The sequence below is a fragment of the Afifella sp. IM 167 genome, assembly GCF_020144925.1.
Classification (GTDB): Bacteria; Pseudomonadota; Alphaproteobacteria; order Rhizobiales; family Afifellaceae; genus Afifella.
Map to the genome: position 1 here is coordinate 1 of NZ_NSLC01000009.1, position 17,245 is coordinate 17,245.

15 protein-coding genes are annotated in these 17,245 nt (G+C 67.3%); 13 read left to right on the top strand and 2 right to left on the bottom strand.

Going from position 1 to position 17,245, the window contains the following annotated elements; translation table 11 throughout:
• Positions 1 to 108 precede the first annotated feature (108 nt).
• The 12 genes from CLD20_RS15895 to CLD20_RS15950 all read left to right on the top strand — a co-directional run bounded on the left by CLD20_RS15895 (position 109) and on the right by CLD20_RS15950 (position 13,466).
• Positions 109 to 1,086: a C4-dicarboxylate TRAP transporter substrate-binding protein gene (locus CLD20_RS15895; RefSeq protein WP_224407645.1), complete on the top strand. Its 978-nt coding sequence runs from the start codon at positions 109 to 111 to the stop codon at positions 1,084 to 1,086.
• Positions 1,087 to 1,124: 38 nt separating this feature from the next.
• Positions 1,125 to 1,709, top strand: a complete 585-nt coding sequence (locus CLD20_RS15900) for a TRAP transporter small permease (RefSeq protein ID WP_224407646.1) — start codon at positions 1,125 to 1,127, stop codon at positions 1,707 to 1,709.
• The gene (locus tag CLD20_RS15905) at positions 1,706 to 2,983 is read left to right on the top strand and encodes a TRAP transporter large permease (RefSeq protein WP_224407647.1); all 1,278 of its coding nucleotides are present in this window, start codon (positions 1,706 to 1,708) and stop codon (positions 2,981 to 2,983) included. Before CLD20_RS15900 ends, CLD20_RS15905 begins: the two co-directional genes overlap by 4 nt.
• An 85-nt stretch (positions 2,984 to 3,068) precedes the next feature.
• Complete coding sequence (locus CLD20_RS15910; RefSeq protein ID WP_224407648.1) at positions 3,069 to 3,794, top strand: ABC transporter ATP-binding protein; 726 nt, start codon at positions 3,069 to 3,071, stop codon at positions 3,792 to 3,794.
• 9 nt (positions 3,795 to 3,803) lie between these two features.
• Positions 3,804 to 6,164 carry an FtsX-like permease family protein gene (locus CLD20_RS15915; RefSeq protein ID WP_224407649.1) on the top strand — a complete coding sequence of 787 codons (2,361 nt, stop codon included), beginning with the start codon at positions 3,804 to 3,806 and terminating at the stop codon, positions 6,162 to 6,164.
• Between the two features lie 2 nt (positions 6,165 to 6,166).
• Positions 6,167 to 7,405 carry an efflux RND transporter periplasmic adaptor subunit gene (locus CLD20_RS15920; RefSeq protein WP_224407650.1) on the top strand — a complete coding sequence of 413 codons (1,239 nt, stop codon included), beginning with the start codon at positions 6,167 to 6,169 and terminating at the stop codon, positions 7,403 to 7,405.
• A 119-nt stretch (positions 7,406 to 7,524) separates the two neighbouring features.
• Positions 7,525 to 8,745 (top strand): NAD-dependent epimerase/dehydratase family protein, encoded by a 1,221-nt coding sequence (locus CLD20_RS15925; protein WP_224407651.1) that lies wholly within the window; start codon positions 7,525 to 7,527, stop codon positions 8,743 to 8,745.
• A gap of 7 nt (positions 8,746 to 8,752) precedes the next feature.
• Entirely contained in the window at positions 8,753 to 9,556 is an 804-nt protein-coding gene (locus tag CLD20_RS15930) for a glycosyltransferase family 8 protein (RefSeq protein ID WP_224407652.1), read from the top strand.
• Positions 9,553 to 10,569 carry an NAD(P)-dependent oxidoreductase gene (locus tag CLD20_RS15935; RefSeq protein WP_224407653.1) on the top strand — a complete coding sequence of 339 codons (1,017 nt, stop codon included), beginning with the start codon at positions 9,553 to 9,555 and terminating at the stop codon, positions 10,567 to 10,569. The genes CLD20_RS15930 and CLD20_RS15935 overlap by 4 nt, the downstream gene beginning before the upstream one ends.
• 81 nt (positions 10,570 to 10,650) lie before the next feature.
• The gene (locus tag CLD20_RS15940) at positions 10,651 to 11,949 is read left to right on the top strand and encodes a DUF3422 family protein (RefSeq protein WP_224407654.1); all 1,299 of its coding nucleotides are present in this window, start codon (positions 10,651 to 10,653) and stop codon (positions 11,947 to 11,949) included.
• A 340-nt stretch (positions 11,950 to 12,289) separates the two neighbouring features.
• Positions 12,290 to 12,643 (top strand): thermonuclease family protein, encoded by a 354-nt coding sequence (locus tag CLD20_RS20440; protein ID WP_224407655.1) that lies wholly within the window; start codon positions 12,290 to 12,292, stop codon positions 12,641 to 12,643.
• A gap of 208 nt (positions 12,644 to 12,851) precedes the next feature.
• The gene (locus CLD20_RS15950; protein WP_224407656.1) at positions 12,852 to 13,466 is read left to right on the top strand and encodes a cation transporter; all 615 of its coding nucleotides are present in this window, start codon (positions 12,852 to 12,854) and stop codon (positions 13,464 to 13,466) included.
• Positions 13,467 to 13,517: 51 nt separating this feature from the next.
• Here the strand turns inward: CLD20_RS15950 and CLD20_RS20445 are convergent, their stop codons facing one another.
• The gene (locus CLD20_RS20445) at positions 13,518 to 14,543 is read right to left on the bottom strand and encodes a GXWXG domain-containing protein (protein ID WP_370636916.1); all 1,026 of its coding nucleotides are present in this window, start codon (positions 14,541 to 14,543) and stop codon (positions 13,518 to 13,520) included.
• Between the two features lie 226 nt (positions 14,544 to 14,769).
• Between CLD20_RS20445 and CLD20_RS15965 the strand changes: the two genes are divergently transcribed.
• Positions 14,770 to 15,684 carry a complex I NDUFA9 subunit family protein gene (locus CLD20_RS15965; RefSeq protein WP_224407657.1) on the top strand — a complete coding sequence of 305 codons (915 nt, stop codon included), beginning with the start codon at positions 14,770 to 14,772 and terminating at the stop codon, positions 15,682 to 15,684.
• A 92-nt stretch (positions 15,685 to 15,776) separates the two neighbouring features.
• On the opposite strand, the gene CLD20_RS15970 is transcribed toward CLD20_RS15965, so the two are convergent.
• On the bottom strand, positions 15,777 to 17,237 hold the full coding sequence (locus CLD20_RS15970; RefSeq protein WP_224407658.1) for an aldehyde dehydrogenase family protein: 1,461 nt from the start codon (positions 17,235 to 17,237) through the stop codon (positions 15,777 to 15,779).
• Between the last annotated feature and the right edge of the window lie 8 nt (positions 17,238 to 17,245).

Genomic DNA, 17,245 nt, shown 5'->3' on the forward strand with positions numbered 1-17,245 from the left:
GGGCTGGTTCATTTCGGCTCCTTGACAGCCACTAACATACTACCATACTAGTTGCCAAGCGAACGAGAACGGCTGCTAAGGCCGCCGCTTCACAGGGAGGAAAAAAGAATGCGTCACTGGCTGACAAGAACAATCCTGGCGACCGCTGCTGCCGTCTCCTTCGGCGGCATGGCGATGGCCGCCGACTATACGCTCAGCGTCAACACCGCGCTGACCACCGACGACCCGCTCTACAAGGGGCTCGAAGCGTTCCGCGAAAATGTCGCCGAGCGGACGGGCGGCGCGCTGGAGGTGAAGCTCTTTCCCTCCTCGCAGCTCGGCAAGGACGAAGACGTGCTGGAGCAGGCGAAGGCCGGCGCTCCGGTCGCCGTCGTCGTCGATGGCGGACGTCTTGCCGTCTATGTGGAGGAGCTCGGCGTCCTCGGCGCGCCCTTCCTGGCGAGCGGCTATGACGGCATGCGCAAGGTCGTCACCTCGCCGCTTTTCGAGGAATGGGTGACCAAGCTGCACGATACAGGCGGCCTGCAGATTCTCTCCTTCAACTGGTGGCAGGGCGAGCGTCATCTCCTGACCAACAAGCCGATCGAAAAGCCCGCCGACCTCAACGGCATCCGCATGCGCACCCCGGGCGCGCCGGTCTGGATGGAGACCATCCGCGCCATGGGCGCCACGCCGACCCCGATGGGCTGGACGGAGGTCTATTCCGCCCTCCAGCAGAAGGTGATCGACGGCGCCGAGGCGCAGGATCCGGCCACCTACGGCGCCAAGCTCTACGAGGTGATCTCCAACATCACCAAGACGGGTCACATCAACCTCATCACCGGCCTCGTCACCTCCGGACAGTGGTTCGATTCGCTGCCTGAGGAATACCGCACGGCGCTGCGCGAAGAGGCGCTCAAGGCCGGCGACATTGCCTCCTACGGCACGCGCGACGCGCTCGCCGAGATCGAGAAGAAGATGGAGGCCGAAGGCGTCACCATCTCCGAGATCGACGTGACGCCGTTCCGCGAGGCGACGGCTCCGGTCTACGACAAGCTCGGTTACGGCGACCTGCGCGACAAGCTCAGGGCGATCGCCGCACAATAGGCCGCTCCCGCATGAGAGCGAGACAGGCGGCGGCCGGCTTGTTCCCACCGGCCGCCGTCGCCCATACTGGCGGGCGGACAGGCGTTTCTGCGATGATGGGCGTTGTAGCCAGGATCGAGCTTGCCATCGGCATCCTCCTGCTCGCGGCGACGACGCTTCTCGTCTTCGCCGCGGCGATTGCGCGCTTTCTCGGCCATCCGATCATCTGGTCGGTGGATCTCGCCCAGCTCCTCTTCATCTGGCTGTGTTTCGTCGGCGCCAACCGGGCGCTGCGCGCCCGCGCCCATCTCGGCGTCGATCTTCTCGTGCGCCGGCTGCCGCCGATGGTGCGCCTCGTCATCGAGATCGCGCTCGCCCTCCTCGTCGTCGGCTTTCTTGTCCTGCTCGCCGTCGAAGGTACCAGGCTGACGCTGCTCAACAGCCAGCGCCTCTTCGGAGATTCCGGCATTCCCTATGCCTGGGTGACGATGGCCGTCCCGGTCGGCTGCGTCATCCTCGCGCTGACGACCCTTGGAAACATCGCCGAGGCGGTGCGGCGTTATTCCGAGCGCAAGGTGCTCGTCTTCTCGCGCATCGCCCAGAACGGGCCGCAGATTGAACCGGAAGGGGAGGCGCCGCTGTGATCCTCGTCGGCATCCTCTTTGCCGTCCTGTTGCTCCTCGGTCTGCCGGTCGCCTTCGCCATCGGCCTTCCGGGCTTCTACTGGTTCATGCAGTCCGACATCATGCCGATGTCGATCGGCGTGCAGAAGATCGCCTCGGTCTCGCAGAGCTTCCCGCTTCTGGCCGTGCCGTTCTTCGTGCTCGCCGGCCATCTCATGAACGAGAGCGGCATCACCGAGCGGCTCTTCGTCTTCTCCCGCGCCACCGTCGGCTGGATCGCCGGCGGGCTCGCCCATGTGGCGATCGTCCTGTCGACGCTGATGGGCGGCGTTTCCGGCTCGGCGGTCGCCGACGCCGCGATGGAGGCGCGCATCCTCGGCCCCACCATGATCGCCGAGGGCTATTCGCGCGGCTACACCGCCTCCGTCATCGCCGTCGGTTCGCTGATCACGGCGACCATTCCGCCGAGCCTCGGCCTCATCCTCTACGGCTATGTCGGCGGCGTCTCCATTGGCCAGCTCTTCCTCGCCGGGATCGTGCCGGGCCTCCTCATGATGACGGTGCTGATGGTGACGGCATGGGCCATCGCCAAGCGCCGCGGCTACCGCTCCGACGCCGCCGAGCCGCCGAGCTTCGGCCGCGTGCTGACCGCGCTCTGGTCGGCCAAATGGGCGATCGCCTTTCCGGTGCTCCTCGTCGTCACCATCCGCGGCGGCCTCTTCACGCCCTCCGAGGTCGGCGCCATGGCGGTGGTCTACGCCATTGTCGTCGGTTTTCTCTTCCACCGCGACCTCACCGTCCGCAAGGTGCTGAAGGCCTTCGAGGATGCCGTCAGCGACATCGGCATGATCATGCTCATCATCCTGATGTCGGGCATGATCGGCTACGCCATCATCTTCGAGCAGCTGCCGCAGGATATCGCCGCCTCGATGATGGCGCTCTCCTCGCAGCCCTACGTGATCTTCGGCCTCATCCTGCTCATGCTCTTCATCGCCGGGCTCTTCGTGGAGAGCACGGTGCTCGTCCTTCTCCTGACGCCCATCTTCGTGCCGATCGTCACCCGCCTCGGCATCGATCCGGTGCATTTCGGCGTCCTGATGATGATCATCGTCACCCTCGGCTCCATGACGCCGCCGGTGGGCGTGGCGATGTACACGGTGTGCAGCCTGATCGATTGCGACGTCGGCGAATACGTCGTGGAATCCGTTCCCTTCGTGCTCGCCGTCCTGGCTCTCGTCATCGCCCTGATCTTCCTGCCGGGCGTCGTCCTCTTCATCCCGCACGCGGTTTTCTGACGCCTGCCGGGCGCGCGCCTCTCGGTTGCGTGGCGGCGCGGAGCGGCCATAATGGCGCGGCCAGACAAGGGGCGTTCGGCAAGCGATGGCAGACGCACAGGGCGGCAAGAGCCCGGCTTTCCGTGCCGAGGGCCTGGCCAAGGTCTACGGCACGGGGGAGGCGGCCGTGCATGCGCTCAGGGGCGTCGACCTTGAGATCGGCACCGGCGAGCTCGTCTTCATCCTCGGCACCTCCGGCTCGGGAAAATCGACGCTGGTCAACATTCTCGGCGGCCTGGATCGGGCGAGCTCCGGCCGGGTGCGTTTCCACGATCTCGACCTGACGGGCGCCTCCGATCGCGCGCTGACGCTCTACCGGCGCAACTCCGTCGGCTTCATCTTCCAGATGTACAATCTGATGCCGAGCCTGACCGCGCGTGAGAACGTGGCGCTGGTGACGGAGATCGCCGCCGACGCCATGAAGCCGGAGGACGCGCTCGCCGTCGTCGGCCTCCAGGAGCGTCTCGACCATTTTCCGGCGCAGATGTCGGGCGGCGAGCAGCAGCGCGTCGCCATCGCACGGGCTATCGCCAAGCGTCCGGAGGTCCTCCTCTGCGACGAGCCGACCGGCGCCCTCGACAGTCAGACCGGCATTCGCGTCCTGGAAGCGATCGAGAAGGTCAATGTGGACCTGTCGACGACCGTGGTCGTCATCTCGCACAACGCCGAGATGGCCGCGATCGGCGACCGCACCTTGTTCATGACCGACGGGCGCATCGTCAACGAGACCCGCAACGAGACCCGCCGCGCGCCGGCGAGCCTGGCCTGGTAGGGGGTGGCCGTGCTGCGCATCCTCGACCGGAAGTTCCTGCGCGATGTCTGGCGGCTGAAGTCGCAATACGCCGCCATCTCCCTCGTTCTGGCCTGCGGCGTGGCCATGACCGTCATGGCTTTCGGTGCGCTGAGCGCGCTCAGGGAAGCCCGGCAGGCCTACTATGCCGAGACTCGTTTTGCCGAGATCTTCGTCACCCTTCGCCGTGCTCCGGTCCGCGTCACCCGCCCGCTGGCGGCCATCGACGGCGTCGCGGCCGTCGATCCGCGCATCGTGGAATCCGGTCTCGTCGACGTGCCGGGACGGGTGCGGCCGGCGAGCGGGCGGCTCATTTCCCTGCCGCGACCGAATGGGCTTAACCGCCTGCAGCTGACGGAAGGGCGCTTGCCGGAGCGCCAGCGCGGCAACGAGGCGGTGGCGCTCGAAAGCTTCCTCTCCGCCAACGATCTGAAGCTCGGCACGACGCTCTCGGTTCTCGTCCGCGGCCGTCTCCTCGACCTCACCATCGTCGGCGCGGCACGCTCGCCGGAATACGTGCTGGCCTCCACGCCCGGCAGTCTCGTGCCGGATTCCGCCTCCTTCGCCGTCCTCTGGCTGGACGGGAAGGTTCTCGCCGCCGCCAGCGACCTCAAGGACAGTTTCAACAGCGTCGCTCTTTCGCTGACCTCCGGGGCCGATCCGCATCAGGTTCTTGCCGATGTGCGGCGCGAGCTTGCCCCCTATGGCGTGGTCGATGCGATCGGGCGCGCCGATCAGCCCTCGCATGCCTATCTGGAGGCGGAATTCACCCAGCTTGCGACCATCGGCCTGATGCTGCCGCCGATCTTCCTGCTCGTGGCCGGCTTTCTCGTGCAGTCGGTCCTGTCGCGCCAGTTCGAGACGGAGCGCACCCAGATCGGGCTCATGAAGGCCTTCGGTTTCACCGCCTGGGAGGTCGGGGCGCATTATGCGCGCCATGCCGCCGCCACGGGCGGGCTCGGGCTTGTCGCCGGCATCGCCTTCGGCCTCTGGCTCGCCGACGCCATCATGGGGCTCTACGCCGAGTTCTACCGCCTGCCGAACGTCGAGTTCGCCATCTCCTGGCCGGCAATCGGCGGCGCCGCGCTCGCCGTGGCCGTCACGGTCGCCATCGGCGTGTGGCGCCCGCTGGCGCGCACCATTGCCATTCCGCCCGCCGTCGCCATGTCGCCGCCCGCCCCTGCAGTCTACCGGCGCGGTATCTTCGACCTCTTCGGCCTGACGGGCGCGCTCGACGCGCTCTCGCAGATCGTTCTGAGGACGCTGGCGCGCTGGCCGCTGCGCGCCGCCATGACGAGCTTCGGCCTGTCGCTTGCTCTCGCATCGCTCGTCTCCACCGTCTTCATCTTCGATTCCCTCGACCTCATCATCGCGCGCGCCTTCTACGAGGCGAACCGCTGGCAGATGAGCGTCACGCTCGCCGAACCCGTGCCGATGCGCGCTCTCACGCCCATCACCGGCGCGCCGGGGGTGATCGCAGCCGAGGGCTCGCGCAACGTCGCCGCCGAGGTGAGCGCCGGCGCGCGTTCCAAGCGCGTCGGCCTGATGGGGCTGAAGCCCGGCGCGCGCTTCGTCCAGGCGACCTATCCGGACGGCACGCCGATCTCCATTCCGCGGGAAGGGGTCATCCTCTCCGAAGGTCTCGCCCGCCGGCTCGGCGTCGGCGCCGGCGACGATGTCCGCATCGCCGTGCTGGAGCGCCGCCGGCCGGTCGTCATGGCTAAGGTCGTCGCGCTCAGCGAGGAGATGACCGGCTTCACCGTGATGATGAGCGTGGATGCCCTCAACCGGATGATGGGCGAGCCGCCACTCGTCTCCACGCTCAATCTCCTCGTCGCCGAGGACGGGCGCGCCGGCCTTTACGGCCTCCTCAAGCGCACGCCGCTGGTCGTTGGGGTGGATAACCGCGATGCCGTGGTGAAGGCTTTCGAGGATCAGCTCGCCAAGGGGCTCCTGACCTCGATGATCTTCTATATCGGCTTTGCCGCGGCGATCGCCTTCGGCGTCGCCTACAACACCGCGCGCATCGCGCTTTCGGAGCGCAGCCGGGATCTTGCCGGCCTTCGCGTCCTCGGCTTCACCGCCGGCGAAACGGCCTATGTGCTTCTCGCCGAGCTCGGGCTGCTGACGCTCTTTTCCCTGCCGCTGGGCGCCTTTCTCGGCTATTGGGGCGCGGCCTATTTCGCCTCGGCCTTCTCGACCGAGTTCTACACCATGCCGCTCGTCGTCTCCGCGCGCACCTACGGCATTTCGGTGGCCGTCGTCGTGGCGACCGTGACGTTGTCGGCCCTTGTGGTCGCCTGGCGGATTCGCCAACTCGACCTCGTCGGTGTCCTGAAGACGCGGGAGTGAGGATGCGCAAGAGCCGTCTCAAATGGATCATCGCTCTCCTGGTCCTTGCGGGCCTGGCGGCTTGGCTTTTCTGGGCCTTCCGGCCGCGTCCGGTCGAGGTGGAGCTTTCGACGATCGGTCGCGGCACGGTGAAGGTCGAGGTCGTCGACGAGGGCAAGGCGCGCTACCGCGACGTCTACGCGATGACGGCGCCGGCACGCGGCCATCTGCAGCGCATCGAGCTGGAGGTCGGCGACGAGGTCGTCGCCGGCGAGACCGTCGTCGCCCGCATCGTGCCGTCGACGCCAGAGCTTCTCGACGTCAGAAGCCGCCAGGAGCAGGAGGCGAAGGTGCGCGCAGCCGAGGCCGCGATCTCGGCCGCCAAGGCGGAGGAGGAGCGTGCCCGCGCCGTGGCCGAGAACGCCAGGCGCGGTTTCGACCGTCAGGAGCGGCTTGCCCTCCGGGGCGCCGCCTCCGAGAGCGAGCTCGACGCCGCCCAGCGCGAGATGCGCGCCAGCGAGGCCGCGCTCGCCGCCGCGATTGCCGCCGTCTCGGTCCGCGAGGCGGAGCTGCGCGCTGCGCAGACGCTTCTGGAAGAGGTTTTCGAGCCGGCGGCCGGCGGCAACGCCGTCACGTCGGCGCCCCCGCCCGTCCTTTCGCTGCGCGCGCCGGTTTCCGGCATCGTCCTGCAGATTCCCGAAAAGAGCAGCCGGCCGGTCAATCCGGGCGACGCCATCCTCGATATCGGCGACCCAGGCCGGCTCGAGGTCGTGGCAGACTTCCTCTCGCAGGATGCCGTGCGCATCGAGCCGGGCGACAAGGTCTTAATCATCGACTGGGGCATGCCGGAACCGCTTCCGGGACGCGTGCGCCGCGTGGAGCCCTTTGCGCGCACGGAGGTCTCCGCCCTCGGCATCGAGGAGCAGCGCGCCAACGTGCTCATCGATCCGGCCGGCGATGCCGAGGGCTGGCGCCGCCTCGGACACGGCTACGAGGTGCGGGCAAGCATCACCGTGGAGGAGCGCGCCGATGTGCTGACCGTGCCGCTGGGCGCGCTCTTCCGCAAGGATGGCGCCTGGGCCGTCTACCGGCTGGCCGAAGGCTCCGCGCATCTTGCGGGGGTCACGCTCGGCGCGCTCGGAGAGACGGCCGCGGAGGTCAGGGCGGGGCTCGCCGAGGGCGACCGGGTCATCCTCTTTCCCTCCAACGCGGTGGGCGAGGGCGTGGCGGTCGCCGAGGCGCGGTCCGACGAGAATTCCTAGCTCCGGGGCGGCTTTGCCGCACCCGCCAATCGTCGCGCTGGCGCGGCGGCCCCTCGGACTGTCATCTTCCATGCATAATGTGTCATGAACGGTGGAAGACGGATTGATCGGAGAATGTCATGAAGATTGCGGTTCTCGGAGGTGACGGCTTTATCGGCTGGCCCACGGTCCTGCATTTGTCGAAGGCTGGCCACGAGGTTCACATCGTCGACAATTTGAGCCGCCGCTGGATCGACACAGAACTCGGCGTGCAGTCGCTGACGCCGATGGATTCGATTCAGGAGCGCTGCCGCGTCTGGCGCGAACTGACTGGCATCAACCTGCGCTTTCACCTCATCGACGTTGCCAAGGAATACGAGCGCCTAAAGCACTGGCTCGCCGAGGAGCGGCCGGCGGCGATCATCCATTTCGCCGAGCAGCGCGCCGCGCCCTATTCGATGAAGTCGGATCGCCACAAGACCTACACGGTCGACAACAACATCTCCGCCACCCACAACATCCTCAACGCCATGGTGAGCGTCGATCTCGATGCGCATCTCGTCCATCTCGGCACGATGGGCGTCTACGGCTACGGCACGGTGCGCGCGCAGATCCCGGAGGGCTACCTGCCGGTGAAGATCAAGGCGGAGACGGGCGAGTGGGAGGATCGCGAGATTCTCTATCCGGCCAATCCGGGCTCGGTCTACCACATGACCAAGTGCCTCGATCAGCTCATCTTCCAGTTCTATGCCAAGAACGACGGGTTGAGGATCACCGACCTCCACCAAGGCATCGTCTGGGGCACCAACACGGCCGAGACGAGGATGCACGAGCAGCTGGTCAACCGTTTCGACTATGACGGCGACTACGGCACGGTGCTCAATCGCTTCCTCATCCAGGCGGCGGTCGGCTACCCGCTCACCGTCCACGGCACCGGCGGCCAGACCCGCGCCTTCATCCACATCCAGGATTCGGTGCGCTGCATCGAGATCGCTCTCAAGAACGCTCCCAAGTCGGGCGAGCGCGTGAGGATCTTCAACCAGGCGACGGAAACGCACCGCGTGCGCGATCTCGCCGAGCTGGTCGCGAAGATGACCGGCGCGAAGATCGCCAACCTGCCGAACCCGCGCAAGGAGGCCGACGAGAACGAGCTCTCCGTCTGCAACGAGCAGTTCCTGGCACTCGGCCTCGACCCGATCCGGCTGGAGGAGGGGCTCCTCTCGGAGGTGATCGATGTGGCGCGCAAATACGCCTACCGCATCGACAAGACGCGCATTCCCTGCGTCTCCGGCTGGACGAAGGAGCGCAACGCCGCGATCAACGCCCATCCGGGCTCGCCCAAGCTGACCGCGATCTCGTAAGCGCCTCATGGCAGAGGCCGCCTATGCGACGCTGGTCGCCAACGCCGACTATCTGATTGGCGCGCGGGCTCTCGCCCGCTCGCTGCGGCTGACCGGATCGGCAGCACCGCTCCTCGTGCTGGCGCCGGCGGGCCTTGTCGGCCTCGACGCGCTGGAGGCCGATGGCGCGCGCATCGTTCCGGTCGAGCCGCCCGACGTCTCCGAGGCTTTTCGCGAGCGCCACAGCCGCGACAGGCAGCATGCGGCGGCGCCTTTCACCAAGGGCGGGAAGCCGGCCTTCCATGACCCGCTGATGAACTTCGCCAAGCTCCGCATCTGGGAGCTGGAGGAATACGAGCGCATCGTCTTCGTCGATGCCGACGCGATATTTCTCAGGAACTGTGACAGGCTCTTCGCCTATCCTGAATTCTCCGCCGCGCCGAACGTCTACGACGCTCTCGACGGTTTCCACCGGCTGAATTCCGGCGTCTTCGTTGCAAGGCCCGACAGGCGCACCTACCAGGAAATGCTCGCCGCGCTCGATGCGCCGGAGGCTTTCTGGCCACGCACCGACCAGACCTTCCTGCAGGCGCATTTTCCCGACTGGCACGGCCTGCCTTACACCTACAACGTCCTGCAATACGTCTATTTTCGCCTGCCCGAGCTCTGGCACTGGCCGGCGCTGAAGATCCTTCACTACCAGTATGAAAAGCCCTGGCAGGAGGACCATCCGAAGCGCGCCGAACTCGGACCCCTCATCGATCTCTGGTGGGCGGTCCTCGACGGAAAACCGCTTCCCGAAAGCCTGGACAGCCCGCACGGCAAGGCATGAGCGAAGCCCCGCTCGTTCTCGTCACCGGCGGCACCGGCTATGTCGGCCAGCTCGTCGCCCGCCACCTCGCCGGCGCCGGCTACCGCATTCGCCTCGCCTCGCGCAGCCGGCCGCCGGAGGGCCGCTTCGCCTTCGCCGAAGACTGGATGCCTTTCGATCTCGACCCGCAGGCCGATTTCTCGGGCGCGCTTTCCGGCGTCACCCATCTCGTCCACGCTGCTTTCCTGCACGTGCCCGGCCGCTATCGGGGCGGGGAGGGGGACGACCTTGCCGGCTTCCGGCGCGCCAATGTTGACGGCTCGCTCGCCTTCTTCGCGGCGGCGAAGCGGGCGGGCGTGGCGCGGGCCGTCTTCCTGTCGAGCCGCGCCGTCTACGGTCGCCAGCCGGGACCGCTCGAGGAAGACACGCCTGCCGATCCCGATACCGAATACGGCCGGGCCAAGCTGGAGGTGGAAGAAGCGCTTGCTACCATGTCCGCCCCGCTTCTGCATGCGGGTGCGCCGCTCTCGCCGCTCGCTGCCGATGCGAGCCCGCTCGCCGCCCCCGCCGTTTCGCTGCCGGAAAAAGACGCTACCCCCGGCTTTGCCGGCGCCTCGCTGCGCGTCACCGGCGTCTACGGCCTCGTCGAGCCGCTTCAGCGCACGAAATGGTTCAGCCTTGCGTCCGAAATCCTTGATGGGACTCTGGAAGTCGCGCCCCGCGCCGCAACCGAGGTGCATGGCGAGGATGTCGGCGCGGCCGTCCGCATCCTGATGGAATCGGATCGTGCGGCACTTGCGCCAAGGTCCTTCAATTGTTCCGATCTTCTCCTCACCAACGCCGAGATCGTCCGGGCGCTTCGGGATGCGCTCGACATTGCCGGCCCGGTGCCGGAGGAAGGCGGGAAGGAAAACGTTGCGGCCATGCGCTGCGACCGCCTCCACGCGCTCGGCTGGCGGCCTGGAAGCCGGGCCCTGTTCGAGCGCACGGTTGCGGAGCTGGCGGCGCGGAGCGGGGAAAGCCGCATCCACTGAGGCATCGCCGCCGTTGAATATGAGCGGTCGCTGCACTAACCCGGGGAAGTTGCGCCTTGGGCGCCGGGGAGCACATACGGCATGACGAAACCGCCATTCCGCGAGCATTCGCAGCGCGAGATGCTGATCCGGGAGCTGCATGCGCGCCCATCCGAGCCGCTGAAGGCGCCGCTGCGTGTCTCGCAGTTCGCCGCGCTTTCCGGCGAACAGTCGCTGGATGCCGACCGCGAGCATCTGGCCAGGCTCTGCGCCCGGCTTGGTGGCGGCGCTCCGCCCGAAGGCGCCAAGCACCATACGGCCGATCTCGGCGGCCTCACCGTCAAATGGGAGCGCCACACCGAATTCTGTTCCTACACCTTCTTCCGCCGCGCCCATTTTTCCGATCCCTTCGCCGATACGGTGGTGGAGGAGCTGCCGGACGACTGGCTCGCCGAGGTCCCGGGCGAGATCCTCTCGGCCGTGCATCTGGCGATCGTGCCGGCCGACGTGGAGATGCCCTCGGCGGAGGAAATCTCGCTCCGCCATTTCAACGGCAATCCGCTGATCGGAAACGTGGTGGCCGGCGGCAAGGCGCTGGTCTGGGCCGATTTCCGCCTGCACTCGGACCATTTCACCCGCATCCTCATCCAGGACAAGGGCCTCGACCAGCCGCATGCCGGGCGCACCGTGCAGCGTCTGGTGGAGCTCAACACCTACCGCGCGCTCGCCCTTCTCGCTCTGCCGATCGCCCAGGAGGTGACGCCGAAGCTGCGCGCCGTCGACGAGGCGCTCGCCGACATTTCCACGCGCATGGCCGACAGGTCGGACAAGACGAGCGACGCCGAGCTCCTGGGTCGCCTGTCGCAGCTTTCCGCCGAAATCGAGAGCATCGCGGCGCGCACCTCCTACCGCTTCGGCGCGTCCAACGCCTATTACAGTCTGGTGCAGCAGCGGCTTGTCGATCTCCGCCTGGAGCGGCTGGGCGAGGTGCTGACCATCGACGGCTTCCTGGAGCGGCGCATGGGGCCGGCCATGGCCACCTGCGAATCGACCCATGACCGCCAGGAAGTGCTGGCTCAGCGCGCCTCGCGCGTCGGCTCCCTCCTGCGCGCCCGCGTCGAGGTCGGGCTGGAGGAACAGAACAGCCGCCTGCTCAATTCCATGAACAGGCGCGCCAAGATGCAGCTGAAGCTGCAGCAGACGGTCGAGGGCCTGTCGGTGGTGGCGATCAGCTACTATGCCGTCGGCTTGGTCGGCTATCTCGTCAAGGCGGCCGAAACCGCCGGCGCGCCGATCAATGTCGGCCTCGCGACCGGCATTGCCGTGCCCTTCGTCCTCCTCCTCGTCTGGTTCGGCGTGCGCAAGCTGCGCGAAGAGGTGGTGGGGGAGGACGGGGAGTGAGCCCGCAAGGTGGCGCGTCCCTCCGTTAGCAGCTTCTTCGCCATGATCGCCTAAACCGCTGGCCCGGCCCGGTCCTGGCCGGAAAATGGCTCCGCCGTCGAACGGAGGAGCGTGGATGGGCGAGGTTGTTCGCCTCCGGCCGGGCATGCGTGGCAGGCCCGCGCGCAAGGTCGGGCAGCCGCGGCGTCGCAGGGCAGTGACCCCGCAGGCGCCGAGAGCGCGTCGGCCGGCGCCCACCAGACGCCGCGCACCCTTCTGGCTGCCGCTCGCTGTACTCCTTGTCGCCAGCGGTCTCGGCGTTTTGGCGTTTGATTTCTGGCCGGCTCCCACGGGCATAGCCGTGAGCCGGGATTTTGCCGTCTGTCGCGGCCGGGGCCAGCCGACCTGCGTCGTCGATGGCGACACGATCCGTTACCGCGGCGAGCGCATCCGCCTTCTCGACATAGACACGCCGGAGATCTTTAGCCCGCAATGCGCGAGCGAGAGAGAGTGGGGAAGGCGGGCGATGTACAGGCTCGTGGAACTTCTCAACCAGGGATCGTTCGAGATCGTCGCCGGTTTTGGCAATGACCGCGACGTCTACGGCCGCCAGCTTCGTCGTCTCGTCCGCAACGGGAATTCCCTTGGTGACATGCTGGTGGAGGAAGGCCTCGCGCGACGCTGGACCGGCATGCGCGGCGGCTGGTGCGGCTGAGACCTGCAGGCCTCCGCTCGGCTCATTGCCGATGCCCGCAAAGGCTGGGCGAGTTCGCGAAGAAATCGCCATGAAAGGGCAGGGTCGCCTTCACCCAGCCGGCCGGCGGCGAGGACGCAGGGAAGAAGGAGCCGGTGCTGCGGGCGGCCGTGCGCTCGGGGGAGAATCATTGGCTGATGTTCGTCGGCCGTGTTCTTGAAGGGGGCTGATGGGCCTCTATCTGATCTACGATTCCGGCACCAAGCTGATTGCCGCCGAGCATCCGACGATCGGGCCCGTCCGCCTGTTCGGGCAGGAGATCTGGCTCGGCTGGCTGATGATGGCCGCGCTCGCCTATTCTGTGGTCCCGCCCGTCATCCTCGGGCGACTGAAGCAGCCTGTCGCCCAGAAGCTGCAGGACAAGGTGCTGCATACCGATGCCCTGATGCAGAAGGCCGACTGGATGACGGGCCTTGCCGCCATTGCCGGCATCACCGGCTTGGGCTTCGGCCTCTGGTGGGCAGATTCGGCCGCCGCCATGCTAATTGCCTTCGACATCGTTCATGACGGATTCCGCGCCTCGCGCGTCGCCATGGCCGAGCTCGCCGACGGCGCGCCGAGGGAGCTGGAGAGCCCGGCTCTCGCCGCTGAGGCGAAGCGGCTGAGGGACAGCCTCGCCGAACGCTTTCCCGGCGCCGATATCAGGCTTCGCGAGACCGGCCGCTACATGGTCGCCGAAGTGCACGGCGCCAGGGCACCGGAAAACGACGTCGATCCAAAGGATTACTGGCCGGGAGATCCCGAGCGCGCCTGGCGCCTGGCGGGGCTTTCATTCGCGCCCTGACGGGAGCCCAGGGCGGGCGATGGGAGCCGCGCAACGGAGATTAGCGCCGCCTCAGGCGTCCTCCCGCTGGAGCACGAAGAAATAGGGATCGGGCGAGCCTTCGATCTGCATCATCCCGAGAAGGCGGCCGTCATCGCTCTGGCGGAAATGGTCGATGATCGGCTGGTTCTCGTAGACCATCGCGGCGCTCTCCACGCCCTCGAAGGATCGGCGCTCAAGATGCGCGGCAGGCCGCTCTGTCTTCAGATGCGCGATGGCGCGGCGAAAGAGAAACGCCGCAGCCCCGCTCTTTGCCAGTCCCGGCATTTTGAGCACCAGGCCGAGGGGGAGTTTCTTCGGGTCGATCGCGACGACGCCGCCGCTGCCGTCCCGGAAGAGGAGGGGATGCGCGCTGCCATCGGCGCAAAAGCGCTTTCCGTACCAGCCGCAGGTGCCGAGCAGGCCGTCGAGCGGATGACCGGTCGAGATTTCCTTGCCGCGCCATGTGCCGGCCATCGCCGCCGCGTCGACGGCTGGCAGGGAGCGGAACCAGGAAAGCGCCTCTTCGCTCGACATCGCCTGCCGGGCGTCTTTGATGTCGCGGACGGTGCTGAGCGTGTCCGCCGTCTCGCTTTCGCCGGAGATGACGCTGAACGAGCCGTCGGTCTCCATCACCACGGCCTCCACGGAGGAGCGCCGCGAAATCCCCTGCGCGCGGATCGCGGCGAGAACCTCCTCCGGCGTCACCCGTTCCTTGCGCAGGCTCGCCGTCATGTAGCGCCCCCGGAAGAAGAGGAGGGTCGGCTCCGCCTTGACGATGTCCTGGAAAGCTTTCGAGCGGACCGAGGCGAAGGCGACCATCCATTGCAGGGCGCAAAGAAGCGCCAGCGCCAGAAACCCCTCCGACAGCGAGACGCTCTCCGACAGGAGGAGGCTTGCGAGGATGGAGCCGAAGGCGACGGTGACGATAAAGTCGAAGGCGTTCATCTTGGAAAGGGTGCGCTTGCCGGTGATGCGCAAAAGCACGACGAGCCCGCCATAGCCGAGCGTGCCGACCACGATCAGCCGAAAAAGGTCGTCCCAGCCATCGAAGAACATCGCCGCTCCTTGCATCGCCGGCGCTCTCGCCGCGATCGCGTTCGCAAGAGCAACAGCCCGCGGCCCAGCCGGTTCCCTGCTGTCGGCCTGGCCACCGAACGGTGCCGCGTCGCGGCCGCGGCCGAGCCCGGCGGCCGACGATCCCCGCTGTTCATGTCGCGGTGATCGAGGCATTCTGGAACGATGAAAGAGACACCGCTCAAGGCCGCCGGCGCGGAAGAAGCGCATGGCCGCAACCTCTGAAGGCACCCATTCCGAACCCGTGCTGAAGAAGGAAGTCTGTGTCTTCGGCGGCACGGGCTTTCTCGGCCAGCGGATCGTGTCCCATCTTCTTGCGCTCGGCTGCGGCGTGCGGGTCGTCTCGCGCCACCCCCACGAACCGACGAGGCCGCATGTCGCTGCGGTGAAGGCCGATATACGCGATCCGGCTTCCCTCGCCGGCGCGCTTGTCGGGGCCGATGCGCTGGTGAACGCCGTCAGCCTCTATGCCGAAACGCCGGATCTGAGCTTTGCCGATGTGCATGTCACCGGTGCCGCCGCCCTGGCACGCGCCGCCAGCGAAAGCCGTATTGCGCAATTCGTCCAGCTTTCCGGCATCGGCGCCAACCCGGATTCCGATTCAGCCTATATCCGCGCCCGCGGCGAGGGCGAGGCGGCCGTCAGATGGGAAAAGCCGAACGCCGTCATCGTTCGGCCCTCGGTGATGTTCGGGCCGGAGGACGGCTTCCTGGAAACGCTCCAGCGCATCATCCGCCTTTCGCCGGTCCTGCCGCTCTTCGGCTCCGGCGACGCGCTTCTCCAGCCGGTCTATGTGGAGAACGTCGCCGAGGCGATCGCCCGCATCCTGACATGCGACGATCATCACAAGCTCTACGAGTTCGGCGGTCCGAGGATCTACACCTACCGCGAGATCGTCGAGACCATCGCAAGGGTGCGCGCACGCCGCCTGCCGCTCCTCCTGCCGACGCCTTTTGCGGTCTGGCGGGCGGCCGCGCGCGCCGGCTCCACGCTCGGCCTGCGCGCCGTTTCCACCACCGAGATCGAACTGATGGAGCGGGACAACGTCGCGAGCGATCTGCCGGGCCTGGCCGAACTCGGCGTCACGCCCACCTCCATCGAGACGTTTCTCTACGAGAACTGATGTGCGTCCCCGCAAGAAAAGCGCCCGCCGCTTGCGCGGCGGGCGAGGCTGTGCCGGCGCGGGGGGACGCCGACGAAGAGCGGCCGCGCTTCTCAGGCGGCCGGCATCGGGTGATGGATGCAGATGTTCTTCAGCTGCTGGTAGGAGGCGAGGGCCTCCAGCCCTTTCTCGCGGCCGAAGCCGGAGAGCTTGTAGCCGCCGAAGGGAAATTCCACGTCGAGCCCGACGGCGAAGGAGTTGATCCAGATCTGGCCGGCCCTCAGCCGCTCGCCGAGGGAAAGCGCGGCGTTGATGTTGGTCGTGTGCACGCCGGCGACGAGCCCGAAAGGCGAATCGTTGGCGATGCGCACGGCATCTTCCGGTCCGTCGAACGGGATCACCGTCAGCGCCGGTCCGAAGATCTCCTCGCGCGCGATCCGGCTCTCGTTGCCGGCGCCGACGACGAGGGCAGGGCGCACGAAGGCGCCCTCGGCATAGCGCGCATCGCTCGGCGTCTCGGCGCCGAGGAGAAGTTCGCCTTCCTTGCCGGCGAGTTCGTAGTAGCGCTCCACCTCATCGCGGTGCCCGGCATTGATGAGAGGGCCCATGCCGGGATCCTCGATGCCCGGGCCGATCGTGATCTCGCTGATGTGGCGGTGCAGGCGCGCCACGACCTCGTCGTGCACGGAGCGCTCCACGAGGAGCCGTGTGCCGGCGTTGCAGACCTGGCCGCAATGGGTGAGGAAGCCGCCGGCGATCACCGGCAGCACCTTGTCCATATCCGCATCGGCGAAGAGGATCTGCGGCGATTTTCCGCCCAGTTCCATGGCGCAGGGAATGGCGTGCGAGGCGGCGGCGACCATGACGCGCTCGCCGGTCGGCACGGAGCCGGTGAAGGTGATCTGGTCGACGCCCCTATGCCGCGCGAGGAGGTCGCCCGCCACCGATCCGCGGCCGTTGACGAGGTTGACGAGACCGCTCGGCAGACCCGCTTCCTGGCAGGCCTTGACGAATTCCCATGCCGTGACGGGCGTGTCCGTCGCCGGCTTGATGATGACCGCGCAGCCGGCCGCCAGCGCCGGGGCGACGCCGCGCGCGATCAGCTGGAAAGGGTAGTTCCAGGGAATGATGTGCAGGCTGACGCCGATCGGCTCCTTCACCGTCCAGTCGGACCAGTCCGGGCCGAGCGGGATGGAGCTGCCGTGCATCTTGTCGACATGGCCGCCGTAGAACTCGAAGAAGCGGGCGGCGCAATCGACCTCCCAATAGGCGTCGCGCAACGGCTTGCCGCTGTCGGCGACTTCCTTGCGCGCGATTTCCTCGCGCCGGCTCATGATGACCTCGCCGATCTTCATGAGGATGCGGCCGCGCTCGAAGGGGCGCATCTTGCGCCAGGGGCCCTCGTCGAAGGCCGTCCGGGCCGCCTTGACCGCGAGATCGACCTCGCGCTCGCCGCCGCGGGCGAATTCGGCGATCGTCTTGCCTGTCGCCGGATCGAGGCTCTGACCGACGCCGTCGCTGCCCTCGGTGATGGTCTCCTCGCCGCAGACGATGGGGATGATTTCGTTGGCCAAGCTGTTCT

Bases quoted from the DNA above. Each gene is read 5' to 3' on its own strand.
- CLD20_RS15895 (WP_224407645.1), top strand. From the start codon at position 109: ATGCGTCACTGGCTGACAAGAACAATCCTGGCGACCGCTGCTGCCGTC.
- CLD20_RS15910 (WP_224407648.1), top strand. From the start codon at position 3,069: ATGGCAGACGCACAGGGCGGCAAGAGCCCGGCTTTCCGTGCCGAGGGC.
- CLD20_RS15920 (WP_224407650.1), top strand. From the start codon at position 6,167: ATGCGCAAGAGCCGTCTCAAATGGATCATCGCTCTCCTGGTCCTTGCG.
- CLD20_RS15925 (WP_224407651.1), top strand. From the start codon at position 7,525: ATGAAGATTGCGGTTCTCGGAGGTGACGGCTTTATCGGCTGGCCCACG.
- CLD20_RS15930 (WP_224407652.1), top strand. From the start codon at position 8,753: ATGGCAGAGGCCGCCTATGCGACGCTGGTCGCCAACGCCGACTATCTG.
- CLD20_RS15935 (WP_224407653.1), top strand. From the start codon at position 9,553: ATGAGCGAAGCCCCGCTCGTTCTCGTCACCGGCGGCACCGGCTATGTC.
- CLD20_RS15940 (WP_224407654.1), top strand. From the start codon at position 10,651: ATGACGAAACCGCCATTCCGCGAGCATTCGCAGCGCGAGATGCTGATC.
- CLD20_RS15950 (WP_224407656.1), top strand. From the start codon at position 12,852: ATGGGCCTCTATCTGATCTACGATTCCGGCACCAAGCTGATTGCCGCC.
- CLD20_RS20445 (WP_370636916.1), bottom strand. From the start codon at position 14,543: ATGTTCTTCGATGGCTGGGACGACCTTTTTCGGCTGATCGTGGTCGGC.
- CLD20_RS15965 (WP_224407657.1), top strand. From the start codon at position 14,770: ATGGCCGCAACCTCTGAAGGCACCCATTCCGAACCCGTGCTGAAGAAG.